This window comes from Actinoplanes sp. OR16, assembly GCF_004001265.1.
Lineage (GTDB): Bacteria > Actinomycetota > Actinomycetes > Mycobacteriales > Micromonosporaceae > Actinoplanes.
Genome location: NZ_AP019371.1, coordinates 2,651,004 through 2,671,118, shown reverse-complemented (window position 1 = coordinate 2,671,118; position 20,115 = coordinate 2,651,004). Strand labels below are relative to the sequence as shown.

20 protein-coding genes are annotated in these 20,115 nt (G+C 70.1%); 10 read left to right on the top strand and 10 right to left on the bottom strand.

The features are described 5' to 3' along the window. Positions 1-14: 14 nt before the first annotated feature. Positions 15-638, bottom strand: a complete 624-nt coding sequence (gene pdxH / locus EP757_RS12360) for a pyridoxamine 5'-phosphate oxidase (RefSeq protein ID WP_127554216.1) — start codon at positions 636-638, stop codon at positions 15-17. A 238-nt stretch (positions 639-876) separates the two neighbouring features. Here pdxH and EP757_RS12355 point away from each other — a divergent pair, with 238 nt between their 5' ends. The 4 genes from EP757_RS12355 to EP757_RS12340 all read left to right on the top strand — a co-directional run bounded on the left by EP757_RS12355 (position 877) and on the right by EP757_RS12340 (position 4,845). Then, positions 877-1,983 (top strand): citrate synthase 2, encoded by a 1,107-nt coding sequence (locus tag EP757_RS12355; RefSeq protein ID WP_127545210.1) that lies wholly within the window; start codon positions 877-879, stop codon positions 1,981-1,983. Between the two features lie 44 nt (positions 1,984-2,027). Further along, positions 2,028-3,146 (top strand): phosphoserine transaminase, encoded by a 1,119-nt coding sequence (gene serC, locus EP757_RS12350; RefSeq protein WP_127545207.1) that lies wholly within the window; start codon positions 2,028-2,030, stop codon positions 3,144-3,146. Positions 3,147-3,307: 161 nt separating this feature from the next. Beyond that, entirely contained in the window at positions 3,308-4,381 is a 1,074-nt protein-coding gene (gene sepH / locus EP757_RS12345; protein WP_127545204.1) for a septation protein SepH, read from the top strand. Positions 4,382-4,395: 14 nt separating this feature from the next. Beyond that, positions 4,396-4,845, top strand: a complete 450-nt coding sequence (locus tag EP757_RS12340; RefSeq protein ID WP_160165792.1) for a 2'-5' RNA ligase family protein — start codon at positions 4,396-4,398, stop codon at positions 4,843-4,845. Here the strand turns inward: EP757_RS12340 and EP757_RS12335 are convergent. Beyond that, positions 4,798-5,379, bottom strand: a complete 582-nt coding sequence (locus EP757_RS12335; RefSeq protein WP_127545198.1) for a TetR/AcrR family transcriptional regulator — start codon at positions 5,377-5,379, stop codon at positions 4,798-4,800. The two genes, EP757_RS12340 and EP757_RS12335, sit on opposite strands and share 48 nt — an antisense overlap. 53 nt (positions 5,380-5,432) lie before the next feature. Here EP757_RS12335 and EP757_RS12330 point away from each other — a divergent pair, with 53 nt between their 5' ends. Next, positions 5,433-5,801, top strand: a complete 369-nt coding sequence (locus EP757_RS12330; protein WP_127545195.1) for a hypothetical protein — start codon at positions 5,433-5,435, stop codon at positions 5,799-5,801. A 68-nt stretch (positions 5,802-5,869) separates the two neighbouring features. On the opposite strand, the gene EP757_RS12325 is transcribed toward EP757_RS12330, so the two are convergent. The 4 genes from EP757_RS12325 to EP757_RS12310 all read right to left on the bottom strand — a co-directional run bounded on the left by EP757_RS12325 (position 5,870) and on the right by EP757_RS12310 (position 9,981). Continuing rightward, positions 5,870-6,319 carry a hypothetical protein gene (locus tag EP757_RS12325; protein WP_127545192.1) on the bottom strand — a complete coding sequence of 150 codons (450 nt, stop codon included), beginning with the start codon at positions 6,317-6,319 and terminating at the stop codon, positions 5,870-5,872. A 77-nt stretch (positions 6,320-6,396) separates the two neighbouring features. Beyond that, positions 6,397-7,914, bottom strand: a complete 1,518-nt coding sequence (locus EP757_RS12320; protein ID WP_174262381.1) for an MFS transporter — start codon at positions 7,912-7,914, stop codon at positions 6,397-6,399. A gap of 88 nt (positions 7,915-8,002) precedes the next feature. Further along, complete coding sequence (locus EP757_RS12315; RefSeq protein WP_370457806.1) at positions 8,003-8,452, bottom strand: MarR family winged helix-turn-helix transcriptional regulator; 450 nt, start codon at positions 8,450-8,452, stop codon at positions 8,003-8,005. Positions 8,453-8,544: 92 nt separating this feature from the next. Further along, on the bottom strand, positions 8,545-9,981 hold the full coding sequence (locus tag EP757_RS12310; RefSeq protein WP_127545188.1) for an NCS2 family permease: 1,437 nt from the start codon (positions 9,979-9,981) through the stop codon (positions 8,545-8,547). Between the two features lie 226 nt (positions 9,982-10,207). On the opposite strand from EP757_RS12310, the gene EP757_RS12305 reads away from it, so the two are divergent. After that, positions 10,208-10,414, top strand: coding sequence for a DUF2530 domain-containing protein (locus tag EP757_RS12305; protein ID WP_127554215.1), 207 nt, complete (start codon positions 10,208-10,210; stop codon positions 10,412-10,414). Here the strand turns inward: EP757_RS12305 and EP757_RS12300 are convergent. Further along, positions 10,411-11,280, bottom strand: coding sequence for a DUF3027 domain-containing protein (locus tag EP757_RS12300; RefSeq protein WP_127554214.1), 870 nt, complete (start codon positions 11,278-11,280; stop codon positions 10,411-10,413). The genes EP757_RS12305 and EP757_RS12300 overlap by 4 nt on opposite strands. A gap of 35 nt (positions 11,281-11,315) precedes the next feature. Here EP757_RS12300 and EP757_RS12295 point away from each other — a divergent pair, with 35 nt between their 5' ends. From EP757_RS12295 to EP757_RS12280, 4 genes are all read left to right on the top strand, one after another. Continuing rightward, positions 11,316-13,025 carry an MFS transporter gene (locus tag EP757_RS12295; RefSeq protein ID WP_174262379.1) on the top strand — a complete coding sequence of 570 codons (1,710 nt, stop codon included), beginning with the start codon at positions 11,316-11,318 and terminating at the stop codon, positions 13,023-13,025. After that, positions 13,022-13,651, top strand: a complete 630-nt coding sequence (locus EP757_RS12290; protein WP_127545182.1) for a futalosine hydrolase — start codon at positions 13,022-13,024, stop codon at positions 13,649-13,651. The genes EP757_RS12295 and EP757_RS12290 overlap by 4 nt, the downstream gene beginning before the upstream one ends. Positions 13,652-13,726: 75 nt before the next feature. Continuing rightward, complete coding sequence (locus tag EP757_RS12285) at positions 13,727-14,923, top strand: MFS transporter (RefSeq protein WP_127545179.1); 1,197 nt, start codon at positions 13,727-13,729, stop codon at positions 14,921-14,923. Between the two features lie 63 nt (positions 14,924-14,986). Beyond that, a complete protein-coding gene (locus EP757_RS12280; protein ID WP_127545177.1) occupies positions 14,987-15,583 on the top strand; it encodes a TetR/AcrR family transcriptional regulator in 597 nt (198 codons plus the stop codon). On the opposite strand, the gene EP757_RS12275 is transcribed toward EP757_RS12280, so the two are convergent. From EP757_RS12275 to EP757_RS12265, 3 genes are read right to left on the bottom strand one after another with little or no spacing between them, the layout of a single operon-like run. Further along, positions 15,568-16,908, bottom strand: a complete 1,341-nt coding sequence (locus EP757_RS12275) for a glycoside hydrolase family 1 protein (protein WP_127545174.1) — start codon at positions 16,906-16,908, stop codon at positions 15,568-15,570. The two genes, EP757_RS12280 and EP757_RS12275, sit on opposite strands and share 16 nt — an antisense overlap. 11 nt (positions 16,909-16,919) lie before the next feature. After that, a complete protein-coding gene (locus tag EP757_RS12270) occupies positions 16,920-18,098 on the bottom strand; it encodes an MFS transporter (RefSeq protein WP_232050475.1) in 1,179 nt (392 codons plus the stop codon). Beyond that, positions 18,095-20,113, bottom strand: coding sequence for a hypothetical protein (locus EP757_RS12265; protein ID WP_127545171.1), 2,019 nt, complete (start codon positions 20,111-20,113; stop codon positions 18,095-18,097). Before EP757_RS12265 ends, EP757_RS12270 begins: the two co-directional genes overlap by 4 nt. Between the last annotated feature and the right edge of the window lie 2 nt (positions 20,114-20,115).

Genomic DNA, 20,115 nt, shown 5'->3' with positions numbered 1-20,115 from the left:
CCCGACCGTCTGACTCACGGCGCGAGCCGCTCGACGACCCACTCGTTCCCGTCGCGGCGGAACCGCAGCCGATCGTGCAACCGGCTGCTCCGCCCCTGCCAGAACTCGACGGCCGACGGGACCACCCGGAAGCCTCCCCAATGCGGCGGCGCCGGCACCGGCCCGTCACCGAACCGCTCGATCGCGGCGGCCAGCCCCGCCTCGACCGCGTCCCGGCCGGGCAGCACACGCGACTGCGGGCTCGCCCAGGCGCCGAGCCGGGAGCCGCGCGGCCGGGAGCCGAAGTACGCCTCGGTCTCCGCGCGGGACACGCGCTCCACGGCCCCTTCCACGATCACCTGCCGTTGCACCGGGAACCAGGGGAAGACCAGGCTCGCGTACGGGTTGACGCCGAGCTCGCCACCTTTGCGGGATTCGTAGTTCGTGAAGAAGACGAAACCCGACGAGTCGTAACCCTTCAGCAGGACCGTGCGCGCCGACGGCCGGCCCGACGCGTCGGCGGTCGCCACGATCATCGCGTTCGGCTCGGGCAGACCGAGCGCCGTGGCGTCGGCGAACCAGGCCGCGAACTGGCTGGTCCAGTCCCCGGCCAGGCCGTCCTCGAGCAGCGGCGGCCACTCGGTGTAGTCCCGGCGCATACCGGCCGGTGACGGTGTTTCGTCGGCCACGGGCGCTCCTGTCACGAGTCCTATCGAAAACTGGGGTGCCCCCAGGACGCAAACGACGGTAAGTCGCCTGCCGCGAAACGTCAGTTGAACCAGGATGGGTGTCATCGAGAGCACATTCGCCACGGGTCGACCGTGTGGTTGCCCGGCGGGCAAGATGAAGCACCCACCGCAGAATCCCGCTCCACCGTCCTGTTCCCCAGGGAGTGCCGTGTCCGACTTCAAGCCGGGACTCGAGGGCGTCATCGCGTTCGAGACCGAGATCGCCGAACCCGATCCGTCCGGGGCCGCCCTGCGGTACCGCGGCGTCGACATCGAGGATCTGATCGGCCAGGTCTCCTTCGGCAATGTCTGGGGCCTGCTGGTCGACGGGAGGTTCGGCCCCGGCCTGCCACCCGCCGAGCCGTTCCCGGTGCCGGTGCACTCCGGGGACATCCGGGTCGACGTGCAGTCCGCCGTCGCGATGCTCGCGCCGTACTGGGGGCTCTCCCAGCTCTTCGACATCACCGACGAGCAGACCCGCTCCGACCTGGCCCGGGTCTCGGTCACCGCACTCTCCTTCGTGGCGCAGGCGGCCCGCGGGCTGGGCCTGCCGGCCGTGCCGCAGAAGGACATCGACAAGGCCGAGACCATCGTCGAGCGGTTCATGCGCCGCTGGCGTGGCGAGCCCGACCCGCGGCACATCAAGGCCGTCGACGCCTACTTCATCGCGGCCGCCGAGCACGGGCTGAACGCGTCCACGTTCACCACCCGGATCGTCGCGTCCACCGGCGCGGACGCAGCCGCCTGCATCTCGTCCGGGATCGGCGCGCTCTCCGGCCCGCTGCACGGCGGCGCGCCGACCAGGGTGCTGCAGATGCTCGAACGGGTGGAACGCATGGGCGACGCCACGACGTACGTCCGTGATCTCCTCGATCGTGGTGAGCGCCTGATGGGATTCGGGCACCGCGCCTATCGTGCCGAGGACCCCCGCGCCCGGGTGCTGCGCCGGATCGCCAAGGACCTGAACGCACCCCGGTTCGAGGTGGCCGAGGCGCTGGAGGCGGCCGCCCTGGCCGAGTTGCAGGAGCGCAAGCCGGACAAGCACCTCTACACGAACGTGGAGTTCTGGTCAGCGGTGCTGCTCGACTTCGCCGAGGTGCCGTCGCACATGTTCACCTCGATGTTCACCTGTGCCCGGGTGGCCGGCTGGAGTGCGCACATCCTGGAGCAGAAGCGGCTCGGCCGGATCCTGCGACCCGGCCTCGCCTACGTGGGTCACCCGCCCCGCAAACCGCAGGAGGTCGAGGGCTGGAGTCACCTCACGCATAATGTGTGACCGTGGCAGTGCCAACCCCGCAGCGGAGAACCGAGGACAAATCGTTGGATGGCATCCGGATCCCTGACGAGATCAAGCCCGTCGACGGCCGCTTCGGCTCCGGGCCCAGCAAGGTCCGTCCGGAAGGCGTCGAGGCGCTCTCCGCGGTGTCCCGCACCTTCATGGGCACCTCGCACCGGCAGAAGACCGTGAAGGACCAGGTGGCCCGGCTGCGCCGCGGTCTCGCCGAGTTCTTCTCGATCCCCGACGGGTACGAGGTGATCCTCGCCAACGGCGGCACCAGCGCCTTCTGGGAGGTCGCCACGTTCGGGCTGGTGAAGGAGAAGGCCCAGTTCGCCGAGTTCGGCGAGTTCGGCGCCAAGTTCGTCCAGGCCGTCACCGACGCGCCGTTCCTCGCCGAGCCGACGGTGCACCGCGCGCCCGGCGGCCAGGCGGCGTACCTGACCGCCGAGGCCGGCGTGGACGTCTACGCCACCGTGCAGAACGAGACCTCCACCGGCGTCGCCGTGCCGGTCCGCCGGGTGGCCGGCGCCTACCCTGGTGCGCTGCTGCTCACCGACGCCACCTCCGGCGGCGGCAGCCTCGACGTCGACGTGAGCGAGACCGACGTCTACTACCTGGCACCGCAGAAGGCGCTCGGCTCGGACGGCGGCATCTGGCTGGCCCTCATGTCGCCGGCCGCGATCGAGCGGGCCTTCGAGATCAAGGCGACGAAGCGGTACATCCCCCAGTTCCTCGATCTGGTGACCGCGATCGAACAGTCCCGGTTGGAGCAGACCTACAACACCCCGGCGCTCGCCACCGTCTTCCTCGCGGCCGAGCAGGTCGACTGGATGAACGCGCAGGGCGGCCTGTCCTGGGCGGTCAAGCGCAGCGCGGAGAGCGCGACGGCGATCTACGGCTGGGCGGACACGTCGTCGTACGCCACGCCGTTCGTCACCGACCCGGCACTGCGGTCGTCGGCCGTCGCGACCATCGACTTCGACGAGAGTGTCGACGCGGCGGCGATCGCCGCGATCCTGCGGGCGAACGGCGTGGTGGACACCGAGCCGTACCGGAAGCTCGGCCGCAACCAGCTGCGCGTTGCCCTCTATCCGACAGTCGACCCCTCCGATGTGGCGGCCCTCACCGAGTGCATCGACTACGTAGTGGAAAAGCTGTAGAACAGAAGGACCAGAAAGTCGAAGATCATCATGGCTGGTCAGCGAGTTCGACGGCGTGGCTTACCCCCATAGGGTGACCAAGGCGCGTACCGTGTTCCGAAACGCGCCCGGGTGGCTGACTCTCGGGAACACAGGCCAACGCGACGAGACGGAGGCAACGCATGCGGCCCGTACGCTTCGTCGCCCTCTCCGAGGACGGTCAGGCCCTGGTGCTCGCCGATGAGGTCGGCAGGCTCCTGGCTCTACCCATCGATGACCGGGTGAGCGGGGTGCTGACCGAGGGTGGTCAGCCCGCCGGCGCCGGGACAGCGGTGGCGGTCCTTTCGCCGGAGATGGCTCCTTCCCTGTCCCCGCGTGACATCCAGTCGCGCATTCGTTCCGGCGAGTCCGCCGAAGACGTCGCGCGCATCGCCGGAGTCCCCGTCGACCGCGTCCTGCGGTACGCCGGACCCGTGCTGCAGGAGCGCGCCATGCTGGCGCAGCACGCCCGCCGCACCCGGCTGAAGACCTCCGACACCGGCCAGCCGCTCGCCGAGGTCGTCGACAGCCGGCTCGCGCAGCACGGCATCGACACCGAGAAGATCTCCTGGGACGCGTTCCGCAAGGACGACGGCACCTGGCGGATCGTCGCGACCTGGCCGTCCGGCAAGGCCACCGCGCAGGCCATCTGGGATCTCGACAAGGGTCGCCAGGTGGTCTCGCCGCACGACGACATGGCGCAGTACCTCTGCGCCGAGCGTCCCACGCAGATCCTCGGCCAGGACCCGGTCCCGGAGCGCGGCGGCCACGGCCTGCCCGGTCCGGCCCGCGGCTCCGAGCCGGCCCGTGGCGGTCACGGCCTGCCCAGCACCTCCGACAACGCACCGTCCCGGTCCAGCCGCGACCCGATCCGGGCCGGCCGTGACGCGCTCCTCGCCTCGCTGGACCGCCCGCTCGAGGGCAGTTCCGGCCGCGGCCTCGAGCCTGTCTCCCCGGCCGCTCGCCGCCCGGTCGCCGGTGGCGCCGCAGCACTGCTCGGCGGTGGCGCCGGTTCCGCGTTCGACGACGACGCCGACCTCCCCAAGGAGGTTCCGGCGGTGCCGTCGCTGGCCGTTCTGCGCCCGCGCCGGACGGTCGGCCAGGGTTCGGCCCCGGCCGGCGCGGAGACCGAGGAGAACAGCAAGCCCCGCAAGCGTCTGCCCAGCTGGGATGACGTCCTCTTCGGGGGCGGCCCGGCCGCCCGGGAGTCTTCCTGAGCCTGTTCGTCGCCGTGTTCCCGCCGCCTGAGGTGCGGCGGGACCTGGCGTCGGTGATCCCTGGCGCCCGCTCGTCGAAGTGGCACATCACGCTGGCGTTCCTCGGTGACGCCGATCCCGCTGTGGTGGCGTCGTCGCTGGCCGGGCGGTCGTTCGGGCCTTCGTTCCGGCTCCGGCTCGCCGGCGGTGGGCGGTTCGATGCGGTGGTGTGGGCCGGGGTGGCGGGCGATCTGGACGCGCTCCATGAGCTGCATGCCCGGTTGAAGCCGGACGATCCACGGGAGTTCAAGCCGCATTTGACGGTTTCATACCGTTTTTCCCGCAGTCTTTTGAACAGCCTGTCCGGATATAAAGGTCCCTCGTGGGAAATTTCGTCCTTTCAGTTGACTCGCAGCGTCGCCGGCTCGTACTCGCCGCTAGCCCTGCTGCCCCTCGACTCGAATACCGGCGATCAACAGGCGTAGCCCGTACGCGAACTGCTCCTCCGACCCCACCACCGGCATCTCCCGCCCCAGCGCGGCAGTGACCTGATGCCAGCGTTCGTCGCGCTCGCCGGCCTTCACCGCCATGGCCAGCGCAGCCGCGAGATAGGCGATCAGCGCTTGAGCGGCCTTACCCGCCTCGGACGGCCCTAGTCCGGCAGCCGCCAGCGCTTCCCCGATCCTCCGGTTGAGGCGCAGCCCGTTCTCCCCGAGCGGCGGCCGGGCGGCGATGTGTCCCGCGATCCCCGGATGCCGGAGTGCCACCTCGCGGATCTCGGTGAGCAGGGCGGTCAGCCGTACATCCCACTCTCCGGCCGGCTCGCCTTCTCCGACATCGCCGATCGCCATGTCCGCGACGGCGTCGAGCAGCGCCTGCCGGTTCGGAAAATGCCGATACAGCGCCATCGGGTCGCATCCGAGCTCCGCCGCGATCCGCCGCATCGACATGGCCGCTTCGCCGTCTCGATCACCGAGCAGCAGCGCGGTCCGGGTGATGGAGGACGGCGTCAGAGGCATACGCGGGAGTCTACGCCGTAGACATAGGCTGGCTCGCCGTCTACGGTGTAGACATGCGAGTCCTCCTGGTAGGCCGCTTGGCTGCGGCCACACTGAGCATCACCACGTTCGCCTATCTCTTCGTGCACGATTCGTGGCGGCGCGACAATCCGTTCCTCGTACCCGACCTGATCCTCTGCGTCGTGCTCGCGCTGGCCGCGTCGCTTCCGGCTCCGGCGGCTACCGCCGCCTTGCCGCTCGGTTTCGCTTACGCGGCGGGGGTGCTTGCGGTCTCCGTTTCCTCGTACGCCGTGACCGGCACACTGGGAGCCCCCAGCCTGTTAGGAGCCACGGCCGCCACAGTCCTGGCCGCAGCATCGACCCGCCGCCGCCCCGACCCCCGAGCCGCAGCCCAAACACCTGTCAGCACCCCCGACCGGTAGCTGAACTACGGCCCGCGCGGGCAGAACTCGCCGCGGACGGTCGCTGGGCCACGGCTCGGGCGCTCGGATCAGTCGGCCTCGGGGCGGAACGAGAGGCCGGCCGCCTGCAACTGATGCTCGACACGCAGGCGCTCCAGCTCGCGGTCGACCCCCTCGAGCGGCTGCAAGTGCTCAGGCACCCCCAACCGGCGGCAGGCCAACTGCAGCCGGGCGTCATAAGCGCTCATCACCGCGGCGAGCCACACCTCTGAGCAGCGGGTCGGGCCACTGCGGCGCTGGCGGTCCAGGCGGCGCAGATCGTACGCAAGCTGCTCGATCGACGGCACCCCCCTCGGAGTTGCCGGGTCACGGACCTGAAGTGTCCGGTCCAGGCGGCGCAGCGACCGGTCATCACGCCGGCGTGTGATCAGTCGGCGCAGGCCGCGCGCCTCGGGGTCGAGAACCGCCGCTGCGGCGCACGGCAACATCAGCAGCGCCGAGAGCGCCGCCGAAAGCACAGCTATGTGCGCGATTGCCACCCGTTCGACGCTAGGCGCTGGCGAGACAGACCGGAATACCCGTTTGGTGGACCCGGCCTGCCAAGTTCGAACGTTGCTCAGACTCGTGCTACCGGCCCTGAGCTGGTCAAAGGCTCGGAGTGACCACGGCCCGCACTCCGAGCCGCGCCATCATTGCCCGCGCCTTCAGGCCCAACCGAGACGTGCACGGAAGCTCCCTCATCCGACAAATCAGATTTGTCCGGCATGGGGAGGACTGACGTCGGGGAAGCGGCCGACGCGGGCGCGGGCGAGGCGGGCAAGGACAAGGGGTAGGCGGGCACAGGCGAGGCGGGCACAGGCGAGGCGGGCGAGGGCGAAGGGGCCGACGCCGGCGAGGCGGGCGCGGGCTCGGGGGCGGGCACTACGCGGAGGCGGCGGTTGCGCCACTCCAAGCGGTCCCCACTGGCCTTCAACTGCCAGATCAGGGCGCCCACGGCGGCCAGGAAGCTGACCAGGCCGGCTACCCAGATGCTGGACGGCACGCCGAAGTGTTCGCCCCACCAGCCGGCCAGGGTGGCGCCGATCGGTGTGGTGCCGAGGAAGACGAGGACGTAGAGGGCCATGACGCGCCCGCGGTATTCCGGGTCGACGCCCATCTGTACCCGGTGGTTGGCGCCCTGAGCCAGGTAGATCGAGAAGAAGCCGGTCGGCACCAGCAGCAGCGCGGCCGTGACGAAGTTGGGTGAGAAGCCGACGGCGAACTCGAAGATGCCGAAGAGCAGCGCCGCCCCGATCACCGGGTAGGCGCCCGGCCGGGACCTACGCCGTGTGCCGGCCAGAGCGCCACCCAGCGACCCGATCGCGAGACATGTCGTCAGCAGGCCGAACGACGACGGGCCCGCGTTGAAATCGATCTTCGCAAGGGCGGCGAGCGTCACGGGGAAGTTGAAGCCGATCATCCCGATCACGGCCATCATGCCGATCGGCAGCAGCAGATCGTGGCGCTTCCCCACGTACCGAAGGCCATCTATGACCTTGGAGGGACCGGCCGCGCGCTTGGAACGATGAAGCTCGGCCGGTCGCATCTGGATGTAGGTGAAGACCGGCGCGATCGCCAGCACCGTGGAGATCAGGAACACGCCCGGGGTGGAGAGCACCGCGAGCAGCACGCCGGCGAGGGCCGGGCCGCTGATCCGGGCGGTGTTGAAGGTCGCGGCGGAGAGGGCGAGGGCGTTGGGGAGCAGCCGGAGCTCGACCAGTTCGGAGACGAAGGCCTGCCGGACCGGGGTCTCGACGGCGTTCGCCACGCCGAGGAGCAGGGCGAAGACGTAGACGTGCCAGAGGGCGACGACGCCGGTGGTGACCAGGAGCGCGAACGCGACGGCGAAGACCGCGAAGGCCGCGTTCGCCGCGATCAGCAGCTTGCGCTTGTCGTATTTGTCGGCAAGCCGGCCGCTCACCAGCGTGAGCAGCATGACCGGTACGAACTGAAGCGCCGTGACGGTGCCCAGCGCACCGGGAGAGTTGTCGGAGAGTTCCAGCACCAGCCAGTCCTGGGCGGTGAACATCATCCAGACGCCGATCAGCTTCACCAGCTGCCCACCGGCGAAGAGACGGTAGTTGGGGACCTGCAAAGACCGGAATATGGCGCTCAAAGGGCCCCCTACGGTTCGGTCGTACGCGTCATCGTCATGTGACGAAGCGGAACGACCAGAGGGAGAGTCAGCCCCGTGCGACGCGCTGCAGGATCTCCGCAGCGGACGCCAAGGTTTCCCGTTCCTCGGGGCTCAAACGTTCCAGCGCCTGGGCCAGCCACTCGTTTCGCGCCTGCTCGTACTGCGCGTACACCGTCCGGCCCTGATCGGTCGCGGTCAGGATGACCTGGCGCCCGTCGGTCGGGTGAGGTGTGCGCATGACGAGTCCGCGGTCTTCCAGCTTGCCCACGATCTTGGTCATCGTCGGCGGCTGGACCCGCTCCACGTCGGCGAGCTCACGAGGGGTCAGCGCACCGGCCAGCTGGAGGCTGGTCAGCGCGGAGAGCTGACTGAACGTGAGATCGCCGACCGGCCGGGCCTGTCGGACCCGGCGGCCGAGACGGGTGATCGCGTCTCGCAGCGTTTTCGCCAGCGGTTCCGCTGTCGCGCGCTCCGTCGTCATCACCCGCTCCATCACGATTACTTAGCCTAGCTAATGAGCATGGCTAACGACCACTCATATGACCGCCGTCACCGGGCACGCTAGCGCACCCGGTGACGGCCGGTTTCTCAGAGGATCCAGGTCTCCAGAGGACCCCTGGCGAAGTAGAGCACGAACAGGACGGCGACGCCGTAGAGGATCGGGTGGATCTCCCGAGCCTTGCCGGTGAAGGCCTTCAGGACGACGTACGAGATGATCCCGGCCCCGATGCCGTTGGAGATCGAGTACGTGAACGGCATCAGCGTGATCGCGAGGAACGCCGGCACCGCGATGCTGAAGTCGGTCCAGTCGATCTTCGTGACCGTGGTCATCATGAGGAAGCCGACCACCACGAGCGCGGTCGACGCGGCCTCGAACGGCACCACCTTGACCAGCGGCGCGAAGAACATCGCGACCAGGAAGAGCGCGCCGGTGACCAGGCTGGCCACACCGGTGCGGGCGCCCTCGCCCACACCGGAGGCGCTCTCCACGTACGACGTGTTGCTGGAGACGCTCGCGGCGCCACCGGCTGCGGCGGCGATCGAGTCGACGAGCAGGATCTCCTTCGTACGAGGAGGCATCCCGTCGGCGTCGAGCAGCTCACCCTCCTGGCCGACCGCGACCATCGTGCCCATCGTGTCGAAGAAGTCCGTGATCAGCAGCGTGAAGACGAACATCAGCACGACCAGCCAGCCGGCCGTCGACCACGAGTCGAGCACGTTGAACTGCCCGATCAGCGAGAGGTCGGGCTTGTCGATGATCTTGTCGGGCAGCGTCGGGACGTTCAGCGACCAGCCGTGCGGGTTCGTCACGACCGAGCCGACGCCGGCGATGGCCTCGACCACGATCGCGAGGATCGTGGTGCCGAGGATGCCGATCAGGATGGCGCCCTTCACCTTGCGGACGAAGAGGACCAGCGTGAAGAGCAGGCCGATCGCGAAGACCAGGGTCGGCCAGCTCACCAGCTTGCCGCCGATGCCCATCTCGACCGGAACCGTGGTGTTGGCGGCGTCCGGGACGCGGCGCACCAGGCCCGAGTCGACCAGACCGATGATCATCAGGAAGAGGCCGATGCCCACGCCGATCGCGGTCTTGAGCTGGGTCGGCACGGCCTTGAAGACCGCCGTACGCAGGCCGCTCAGCACCAGGATCGCGATGAGCACACCCTCGATGACCACGAGACCCATCGCGTCTGCCCAGGTCATCTCCGGCGCGATCTCGTAGGCCACCAGGGCGTTCACGCCGAGACCGGCGGCCAGCGCGAGCGGGAACCGGGCGACGACGCCCATCAGGATGGTCATCAGGCCGGCGACCAGCGCGGTGCCGGCGGCGAGCGCGGCGATCGGCAGGTGCGCGCCGGTGGCGTCGGTGCCACCGGCCAGGATCAGCGGGTTCAGCACGACGATGTACGCCATCGTGAAGAACGTGACGATGCCACCGCGGATCTCCCGGCTCAGGGTCGATCCGCGCTTGGTTATCTCGAAGAACCGGTCGAACTTGCTGGTCGGTTCGGTTGCTATGGACATACGACCCTTCCCGGGTTCACGCGCATGAGGGGACGGGCGCATGTTCTCAAACCGAATGACCTCGGCAAAAGCGAAGTGATGTTACAACTCTCACGCGCTGCGCCGATGCGGTCCGTAATGGTCGTACCCTGACGGAGTGAGTGACCTATCCCCTGCGACGAAAGCAGATGAGGTTCTCGCCGCGGTGGTGGGAACCAAGCCCCGGCCTGAGCCGCTGGATCCGCCGATGGTCCCGTTCGCGCTCGCCGGAGCCGCCGCTTTCGCGGTCGCTCTGCTCGTCACCTGGCTCGCCGGTGCGCCCGATCACTGGGTGGAGATCAGCCTCGCCGGGCTCATCTGGGGTATCCCGGGCACGCTGACCATGGTGATCCACGACAGGAACCGCAAACGCCGCCGGGCGCTGACGCACGGCGAGTTCAAGATCACGGGCTAGCTGTGGCCGTAATCCTCGGCCGGCTCGCCTGACTCGACCGAACCGTGCCCGCGGCTCACCGCGACGGACTCGACCTCGCTGTCGTCGTAGACCGTCGGCAGCTCCTCGACCGGCTGCTCGGCCGTGGTGAGAAGCGCCTCGGAGTGGGCTCCGCAGCCGTGGTCGGCGCTGACGGCCCGGCCGTCGTCCGGCGCGTAGAGGTTGCCGCAGACACCGAACATCGGACGCATCGATCCGGCGAGCGGCAGGTAGAACCCACAGGTCCCGCAGCGGGCGTTGCGCGGGGCGGCGGTGGAGATCGGCGCCTCCGGGCCGGCGTCGCCGTCGTACCACCTCTGGGCCGTCTCGATCCGGCCCTCCCGGGACATCACCCGGGACCGGCCGAGGCCGAGCTCCCAGGAGACCTCCTCGACAGCGGCGTCGTCGCTGAGCACATAGCCCGGGGCGAGCCGGTCGTCGTCGGGAGCGGTCGGCATGAGGTCACCGACACCGAGGTCGCCGGGCTGGACCCGCTCGTTCCACGGAACCCAGCCGGGCGCGAGCAGCGCGTCGGGGCCGGGCAGCAGGACTGTCTCGCAGACCGTGACGTGCCGGCTGCGCGGGACCCGGGTCACCGTGACGGCCCACCGCCAGCCCTTGTAGCCGGCCAGACGACTGTCGAAGAAGTGGGTCACCACACGGTCGCCCTCGGCCACCGCCTCGAGATGATCGCCGATGTCACTCGGGTCCACTTCGGTGATGGCACCACGAGCCACCCCGACGGCATCGGCACAGACCTGGTCGAGTCGGGCGGCGCGGGAGGTGGTCCTGGAGGTCACCGACCCATTGTTGCCTACCGAGTCGGGTACGCCGCAACTAGTCCCCATATACCCACGCGTGAACATCAGTCAGGATGGTTCTCATGCCGTTGCTCCCCACACTCGGACGCACCGTCGGCACCGGTGTGAAGGCACTCCGCATGGTGGTGCGGGGCTCGATGCGTGGCAGCGCCTGGGCCACCCGGCGGGTCGGCACGGCCCGGGCCCGGGGCGCCGCGAACGAGGTCGGCATGATCCGGCTCTTCGACCTGCACGCGGTCTCCTGCGCCGGCGACGCGCTGATCGCGATCGGGCTGGCCGGGACCATCTTCAGCGTCCCGCTCGGCGAGGCGCGCAGCCAGGTCGGCCTCTACCTGCTGATCACGATGGTGCCGTTCGCGTTGCTGGCGCCGGTGGTCGGCCCGCTGCTCGACCATTTCCGGCACGGCCGGCGGTACGCCCTGGCGATCACGATGCTGGGCCGCGCGTTCCTCGCCTACGTCATGTCGGACAACCTGCTCGGCTGGGGCCTCTATCCGGCGGCGTTCGGCGTGCTGGCGTTCTCCCGGGCGTACGGGGTGGCTCGCTCGGCGGCGGTGCCACGCCTGCTGCCGGCCGGAGTCGGACTGTCCCAGGTAGGCGCCCGGGCGAGCGTCTACGGCACGTTCGCCGGCATCCTGGTGGCGCCGATCGGCCTGCTCGCGTTCAAGTTCGGCCCACAGTGGCCCCTGCGCGTCGCCACCATCATCTTCATGGTCGGCGTGGTCATCTCGCTGCGCCTGCCGCCGCGCGCCGACTCGGATCCGCCCGAGGAGATGCCGCGCGCCTGGCGTGCCGTCTTCCGGACCGCCGGTTCCGGCCGCCCGCTCGCCGAGCGCCTGGTCCTCGCCAGTCTGATCGGCAGTTCCAGCCTGCGCCTGCTCTACGGTTTCCTGCTGCTCTTCCTGACCTTCGCGATCATGGGTAACGACCTGCCCAGCACGTTCCTCGGGGTCCAGCTCAGCCGTGGCGCGGCGGTCGGCGTCGTCGGTGGCGCGCTCGCCGTCGGCACCTTCCTCTCCACCGCGGCGGGGACCGGTCTGCGCATCCGCCGCCCGCTCGCGTTGCAGTCCAGCGGCCTGGTGATCACCGCGGGCGTGGCAGTGCTCACCACGATCTTCTACAACCTCGCGATGGTCACGCTGCTGGCCCTGCTCACCGCCATCTTCAGCGGCATCGCGAAACTGGCCGTCGACGCCAGCATCCAGGAACGCGTCCCCGAGCCGCAGCGTGCCACCGCCTTCGCGCACTCCGAGACGGTGCTGATGCTGGCCTGGGTGGCCGGTGGCGGGCTCGGCATCATCCCGCTTCCGGGCAGGTGGGGGATCGCGCTCGCGGCCGGCCTCGCGGTCCTCGCGGCGGCGCGTGCCGCCTGGGCGGCGGCCAGGCTGCACAACGAGCGCTTGGCAGGACACCCTTCTGATGTACGAGGGACCGAAGCCGTCGTCGAGGCGGTGGATCCTTGGGCCGATGCTCCGACGGTTCCGGCCGCCCCGGTTCCCCCGCCCACCCGAAACGGGGCCGCTCAGGATGGGGCCGCTCAGAGTGGGGCGGCCAAGCGTCGCCGCTGGCCCGGCCGGAAGAAGGAGAAGCAACCCGACCCCGAGGTGACCAGCCCTCTGCCGAAGCCCGAGGAGTCCGACGAACGGCACACCGTGCGCTACCGCGGTGGCGACGGCAGCGGCGGCCCGGCGCGGCGTCCGTCGAGTTCCGGCGCGCCGCCCGGCTACCACGTCTACCGGCCGTCCAGCGCGGCGAAGAACGAGGACTCGTGAACCCGTACAAGATCCTGGTCGTGACCGCGGTGGACGCCGAAGCCGAAGCGATCCGCCGAGGTCTCCACCCGGATCTCTTCGATGTCGGCGCCGCCGGCGTCGGCCCGGCAGCGGCCGCCGCCGCAACAGCGCGCCTGCTCGCCACCGGCGACTACCGGGCCGTGCTCAGCGCCGGGATCGCCGGCGGCTTCCCCGGACGGGCGCCGATCGGCGGCACCGTGATCGGCGTCCGCAGCATCGCCGCCGACCTGGGCGCCGAAACGCCGGACGGTTTCCTGCCGGTCGAGGAACTGGGCTTCGGCAACAGCGTGATCGAGTGCGACCCGGAGCTGGTCAAGGCGCTGACCGCGAGCCTGCCGGACGCGGTGACCGGCGACGTGCTGACGCTCTCCACGGTGACCGGGACGCGGGAGACCGCCGACCGGCTGGCGGCCCGCTTCCCGCAGGCGGTCGCCGAGGCCATGGAGGGGTACGGCGTGGCCACCGCGGCAGCGGGCGCCGGACTGCCCTTCGCCGAGCTGCGGACCATATCGAATGCTGTCGGTCCCCGCGATCGATCGGCCTGGCGGATGGCCGAGGCGTTCGCCGCGCTGCGAGCCGCCGCCCCGACTCTGATCTTTTCGTAACACCGAAGTCATTGCCCTCGCCGACGCCGAGCGGCATGCTGCGCTCAACCTCACATTCCGTGGAAGCGGGGCACGATGGATGACGTGGACAGCACCGGGATGAGCGCCGGCGCCCGTGCCCGGCTGATCGGGGCGGGTTACGCCGCACAGGGTCTCGGTTACGCCGCCGTCGTCACCGCGCTTCCCGCGTTCAAGGACCGGCAGGGCATCGACGACACGTTCGTCTCGGCGATCCTGCTGCTGGTCTGCGTCGCCGCGGCCGGTGGCTCGATGCTCGCCGACAAGGTCGCCGCCCGCTGGGGCAGCCGGTACGCGCTCGCCTCCGGTCTGCTGCTGGTCGCCGCGGGCCTCGCCGGCGCGACGATCGCCACGCCGAACGCGGTGTTCGCGGCGATCCTGCTGGCCTACGGCGTCGGTCTCGGCGCGGTCGACGCATCGCTGAGCATGCAGGGCGTGCTGGTGCAGGCCCGCCTCGGCCGCAGCGTGATGAGCCGGCTCTTCGCGGCGTACACGGCAGCGGCCATCGCGGCGGCGCTGCTGATGTCCGGTGTGCTCGCGAGCGGCGCGGGTGCGGCCCTCGCGGTCGGCGTGGCGGCGGTGTACGCCGCACTGATCGGCGTGATCGGCTGGCGCCTTTTCGAACCGGGCCGGACCCTGCGCGCTGCCGCGGTCCACGAGCAGGGCGGCCGGGCGCTCCGCCCGATCGTGCTGGTCTGCGGCATGCTGATCTTCACGGCGTTCCTGGTGGATTCGGCAGTGAGCACCTGGAGCTCGGTCTACCTGCAGGACTCGCTGGACGCGGCCGCCTCGGTGGCGCCGCTCGGCTACGCGGCCTACCAGGCTGCCGTCCTGGTCAGCCGGCTCGTCGCCGACCACGTGATGCCCCGGGCCGGCCGTCTCGTCGTGGCGGTCGGCGGCCTGACCGTCTGCGGCATCGGCTGCGGCCTGGTCGTGGCGCTGCCGACGATCGGCGCGGCGGTGACCGGCTTCGCGATCTCCGGGATCGGTGTGGGCGTGCTCGTGCCGCTCGCCTTCAGCGCCGCCGGTGAGGCGGCCGCCGAGAGCAGCGACGAGGTGATCGCCCGGGTGAACCTCTTCAACTACGGCGGCGCCCTGCTCGGCGCGGTGCTGATCGGCGCCCTCTCCGAGCCGGTCGGCCTACGGATCGCCTTCCTGATCCCGGTCGTCGCGGTGATCCTGACCCTCCCCCTGGCCCGCCGCCTCCGCGACCTCACCGTGCCGGGACCGGCCCTGAAGAGCGCCGCCGGCTGAGCGTCGCATCACCTCACCGTGCCGGGACCGGTCGTGAAGAGCGCCGCTGGCTAAGCTTGGCTGGTGCCGAGGCTGGTCGACCACGATCTGAGAAGGGCCGAGCTGCTCGCCGCGGCGTGGCGGGTGGTCCGCGCCCGTGGTGTCGAGGGCACCACGACGAGAGCGATCGCCGACGAGGCCGGGTGCTCGCTGAGCGTGCTCGCGCACTTCCTGGGCGGCAAGGACGACATCCTGGTCGCCGCGCAGAAGGCGGTCTACGACCGGATCGTGGAGCGCGCCTTCCGGATCGGCGGCGACCTGTTCGGCCTGGACGGTCTGGGCGCGGCGCTGGAGGCGGTGCTGCCACTCGACGAGGAGCGAGCCGCCGACGCGCACGTCAACGTCGCGTTCGCCGGGGCGGCCCTGTCCCATCCGCGGCTCGCCGAGTCACGCCGCAGCTCCCACCAGGAGATCCGGGTGCACCTCGTCAACTGCCTGCGGGAGGCCCGCGAGCTGGGCGAACTGCGCGCCGGGGTGGACGACGAGTCGGTGATCGACGACTTCATCATCCTGGTCGAGGGCAGCACGCTGCTCAGCCTGGTGGACGGGTGGGCCGAGGAGGGCCGCGCCGAGCGACTGACCCGCCTCGCCACCCAGTTCGTGGATCAGCTGCGACGCTGAGCCGCAATGACCTCCTTATACCAATACCAGGAGTCTTTGCGCGTGCGTCGCAAGTCTGATTTGTCTACATGTACGAGTCCGAAACGCTCGTCGTACCCGGCAGCCCACTCGAAATTGTCCAGCGCCGACCAGACGTAGTACCCGCGCACATCCACACTCTCGGCGACAGCCGCCACCGCCCGCAGATGAGCATCCAGATAGGAGATCCGCTGCTCATCCCGCACCCGCCCGTCCACATCGGGCGCCGGATCATGGAACGACGCGCCGTTCTCCGTGATGATCACCGGTGGCAGGTGTGGATAGCGGTCCTTCAGCGCGACCAGGATCTCGGTGAGGCCGGCCGGCACGATCGCCCAGCCGAAGTCGGTGCGCTCGTCGCTCTTGACCGGCACCGGCGAGAACGGCATACCGTCCGGGATGTCCACCTCCAGCACGCCCGAATAGTCCTTGCCGGCCTTCGGCGCCTCGATCATCGTGGGCTCGTAGTAGTTCACCCCGTAGAAGTCGAGCCGGGCCTTGATCAGCTCGAGATCCCGGTCGAGCTGCGCGCCACTCGTGCCGATGCCGGCCGCGATCAGCTCGTTCGGATACTCGCCACGCAGGATCGGGTCGGAGAACGTCCAGTTGGTCAGCTGCTCGAACAGCCCGGCGGCCATCAGGTCCTCCGGGTCGTCGCTCGCCGGCCGCACCGGGAAGTGCTGGTTCGCCACGCCGACGGTGGCCGCCCCGTGTGTCCGGAGCACCTGTACGGCCAGGCCGTGCGCGAGCAGCTGGTGGTGTGCCGCGGGCAGCGCCTCCAGCCCGAGTCCCCGGGCCGGCGCGTGGTCGGTGAGCGCGTAGCCGTACAGGGTGTGGACGTTCATCTCGTTCATCGTGATCCAGTCGCGGACCCGGTCGCCGAGGCGCACGACCAGCGTGCCGGCGTAGTCGGCGAGCCGGTGCGCGGTGTCCCGGTTCATCCAGCCGCCGGCGTCCTCCAGGCTCTGCGGCAGATCCCAGTGGTAGAGCGTCGGCACCGGCCGCACCCCGGCTTCGAGCAGCGCGTCGACGAGCCGGTCGTAGAAGTCGATCCCGCCGGACAGCACCCGCGGCCAGGAGAACGAGAACCGGTAGTCGTGCGTGCCGGCCTCGGCGATGTGCCGCACGTCCTCGGCGTACCGGTTCACGTGGTCGATCGCGACCCGGGCGTCCTCGCCGTGCCGGATCGTCCCGGGCCGGGCCGCGAACGTGTCCCAGATGCTCGGCGACAGGCCTGCGGTCCCCTCGATCTGGTAGGCCGAGGTCGACATGCCGAACCGGAAACCCGGTGGGAGCTGCGGATACAAAACGTTCCTTCCTAGGGGAGTGCCGACAGCCGGGGGAGGAAGGCGAGCGCGAGCAGCGCCGCTCCCCCGGTGAGCAGGTAGAGGGCCGGGTAGCCGCCGAGGCCGGTCACGATCGGCGCGGCGATCACCGGGGCGAGCAGCTGCGGCAGGGTGCCCGCCACGTTGGCGACGCCGAGCATCGTGGCGCGGGTCTCGGCGTCCGGCAGCACGTGCGTGATCACCGCCATGTCGACCGCGATGTACGCGCCCCAGCCGGCACCGACCAGCACCGACGCCGCGATCACCACTGCCGTCTCGGGTACGAACGCCATCAGCGTGGTCCCGGCCGCCATCACCACGGCGGCGACCGCCACGAAGACACGGCGGCGTTCCCAGCGGTCGGAGAGCACGCCGCCGAACCCGCCGGTGATGCCCGCGAAGAGCACGTTCACCACGGTCAGGATCAGCACCCAGAGGGCCGGGTCGGCGACACCGACCCGGTCCGACAGGTAGTAGAAGAGGTAGACCAGGACCAGCGCGTTGCTGAGGTTCAGCAGGAACCGGATCAGCCAGGCCCAGGCGAATTGTCCGGTCAACCGCAGTGTGAAGCGGGACGCCGCGACGACGGCGACGGGAACGTCCCGATGCAGGATCACCAGGGCCGCGCCGAGCGCCGGCACCGCGATCGCCACCGCCACATAGCCCGGCGCGCCCTGCCCGACAGCCACTGCCACGGCCGTGCCGAGCACCACGCCGACGATCTGCGCGACTCCGAAGATCGAGCCGACGGTGCCGCGCTGCCGTTCCGGCACCCGGTCGCCGATCATCGCGGCCAGCGCGGCGAGCGGGCCGTTCAGCCCGGCCTGCACCAGACACCAGCCGATCACCATGGTCTGCCGGGTATCCGCTTCGGCCAGCACCAGCAGTCCGGCGATGCCGACCGCGGTGCCGGCCAGGAAGATCGGCAGCCGCCGTGACCCGATCCGGTCGGAGAGCGCACCCCAGAGCGGGTTCGCCACCATCGACACACCGGCACCCCAGGCCGTCACGAAGGCGAGCAGCGCCTCCTTGCCGTCCTCGCCGGCGAGCCGGGCCGCCTGCTCCGGGAGCAGGATCTGGATCGGGCCGAACCAGCCCGCCGCCACGCCGACCATGGCCAGGCCATAGGCGATCATCCATCGGCGGCGGACCGGTACGTCGACCAACGTCACGCGCGAGCCTTCTCCCACATCACCGTGTACGCCTCGGCCCCGCTCAGCAACTGCGACCGCAACTTGGGACCGTCCGACCCGGCCTGGTTGATCAGGTCGGTGATCCAGTCGGCGTAGAGGCCGTACTGCGCGACGCCGTCGGTGTTCAGGTCGAAGGTGCGTGTGCCGTAGACCTGCTTGGTGACGGTCGTGCCGTTCGTCGCGGTGAACGGATAGGTGAGCGGGCTGGATCCGGCATCGAGCCGGGGAGCCGCCTGCGGGCCGAGCCCGTTCACGTCGGTGCCCACGCCGTACCCGGAGATCTTCGAAGCATTCGCCAGAGCCTGGTGGGCACGCCATTCGTCGAGGAAGGTGGGCGTGTCCTGGCCGTCGTCGGTGGCCGCGAAGGCATAGCTGGCCACGAAGCCGCCGAGGCTGAGGATCCGGTTCACGATCGTCGGATCCGACCAGGAGTGCACCGAGGTGACACCCGCGTAGCCGTTCTGCTGCGCGATGTCGAGGACCGCCTGCGCGGTCTTCACCCCCATGTGGTCGATGTGGATGATCATGCCGCGCTCGATCATTTCGTTGATCAGGTACGAACCCAGTGCCGTCAAGCCGCGGGTGTTGCAGATCTTGCCGCTCGGGTAGACCGGGAGGATCGTGCCGGCCGGCAGCCCGACGCCGAGTTGCAGCAGCTTGGCGAAGTCGTCGCTGACGATGGGCTGCTCGTTGTCGGAGGGGCCGGTGCAGCTCGTGGCGGTCCACCAGTGGCCGCTGGAGAGCAGCTGACCCACGTTGATCGCGGCGCCGGTGACGCCCTCGTCGAAGCGGGTGCCGCCGAACGCGTTGTCGAACTTGTGCACCGGGTAGAGGCCGCTGACCCCGATCGCCTCCAGTTCGTCGAGCCCGGCGTCGATGTCGGCGGTCGTGCACTGCGGGACGTCCTTGATCTCACGGCACCCGAAGATCTCCGAGTTCTCCACGCCGATCGTCACTGCCAGCTTGCCCTGCGCGGCGATCGCCCGTACCTCCGCAGGGGTCTTCGCCAGCCGGAACCAGCCCTTGCCGGGACCACCGCTGCGCGCGTCCACATAATCTTGGAACTTCTTGAGGTACGTCGCCTGCGCCCGAATCTGGTCCATCTCGTCGCACGAGGTGTGTTCCGGCGTCAGCTCACAGATCACCCGGTTCGCCACGAGCAGCACGTTGAGCACCCGCTGGCCGGACTTCCAGGCCCGTTCCAGGCTGCGGAAGTAGGACGCCTCGTGCAGCATCGTGTCGTTCTGCGGCCAGTCGCCGAACGTGGGCCAGCCGTCCTCGGCCGAGTTGATCGGGTCGGTGCCCGCGATGATCGCTTCGAGTAGCGCGCCCCAGCCGAGCGTCCCGTGCGAGGCGCAGCCCTTCAGCGCCACCGTCACCCCGCCCGGCGCGTACGGCTCACCGCAGTGCAGCGACCCGCCGAACGCCTCAGCGGCCGTCACGTGCGCGTGCGCGTCGATCCAGCCGACCAGCTTGCCGCTGGAGTTCACACCGGCCGCCGGGGTGCCGGTCACGCCGGTGGCGATGTCCGGGTTCGTGGCGCAGCCGCTCGCTGCCGCGAGGGTGTAGGTCGAATTGCCGGCGCCGAGGCCACCGAGGTACACGCCCATTTGCTGACCGGTGGCGGTCGAGGTGAACTTGTACTTGCCCTCGGAGACGGTGGCCGTCCAGTCGGCGCGGTCGCCGTAGTCGGCGCCGGCCCAGATCCAGCCGACCACACTCTGGTAGATCGGTGCGCTCGTGGAGTCACGGATCGCGTACCGGCCGAGCTGTGTCGCCTCGAAGCGGAACTTCTCCGCCTTCGAAGCGGTGCTCGTGTACCCGTACCCGACGCTGTCCTTGAAGACGTAACCGTTCGAGGTCTGGAGGGTGACACAAGCACCCTCCAGGTCATTGGCAGGCGTCCAGCTCGCGGCCAGGGCGGCGGGCGCGGGTAGCCCACCTACCAGGCCGAGCACCAGGACGCCCGCGGCGATGGAGCGGAACCGGGCCACGG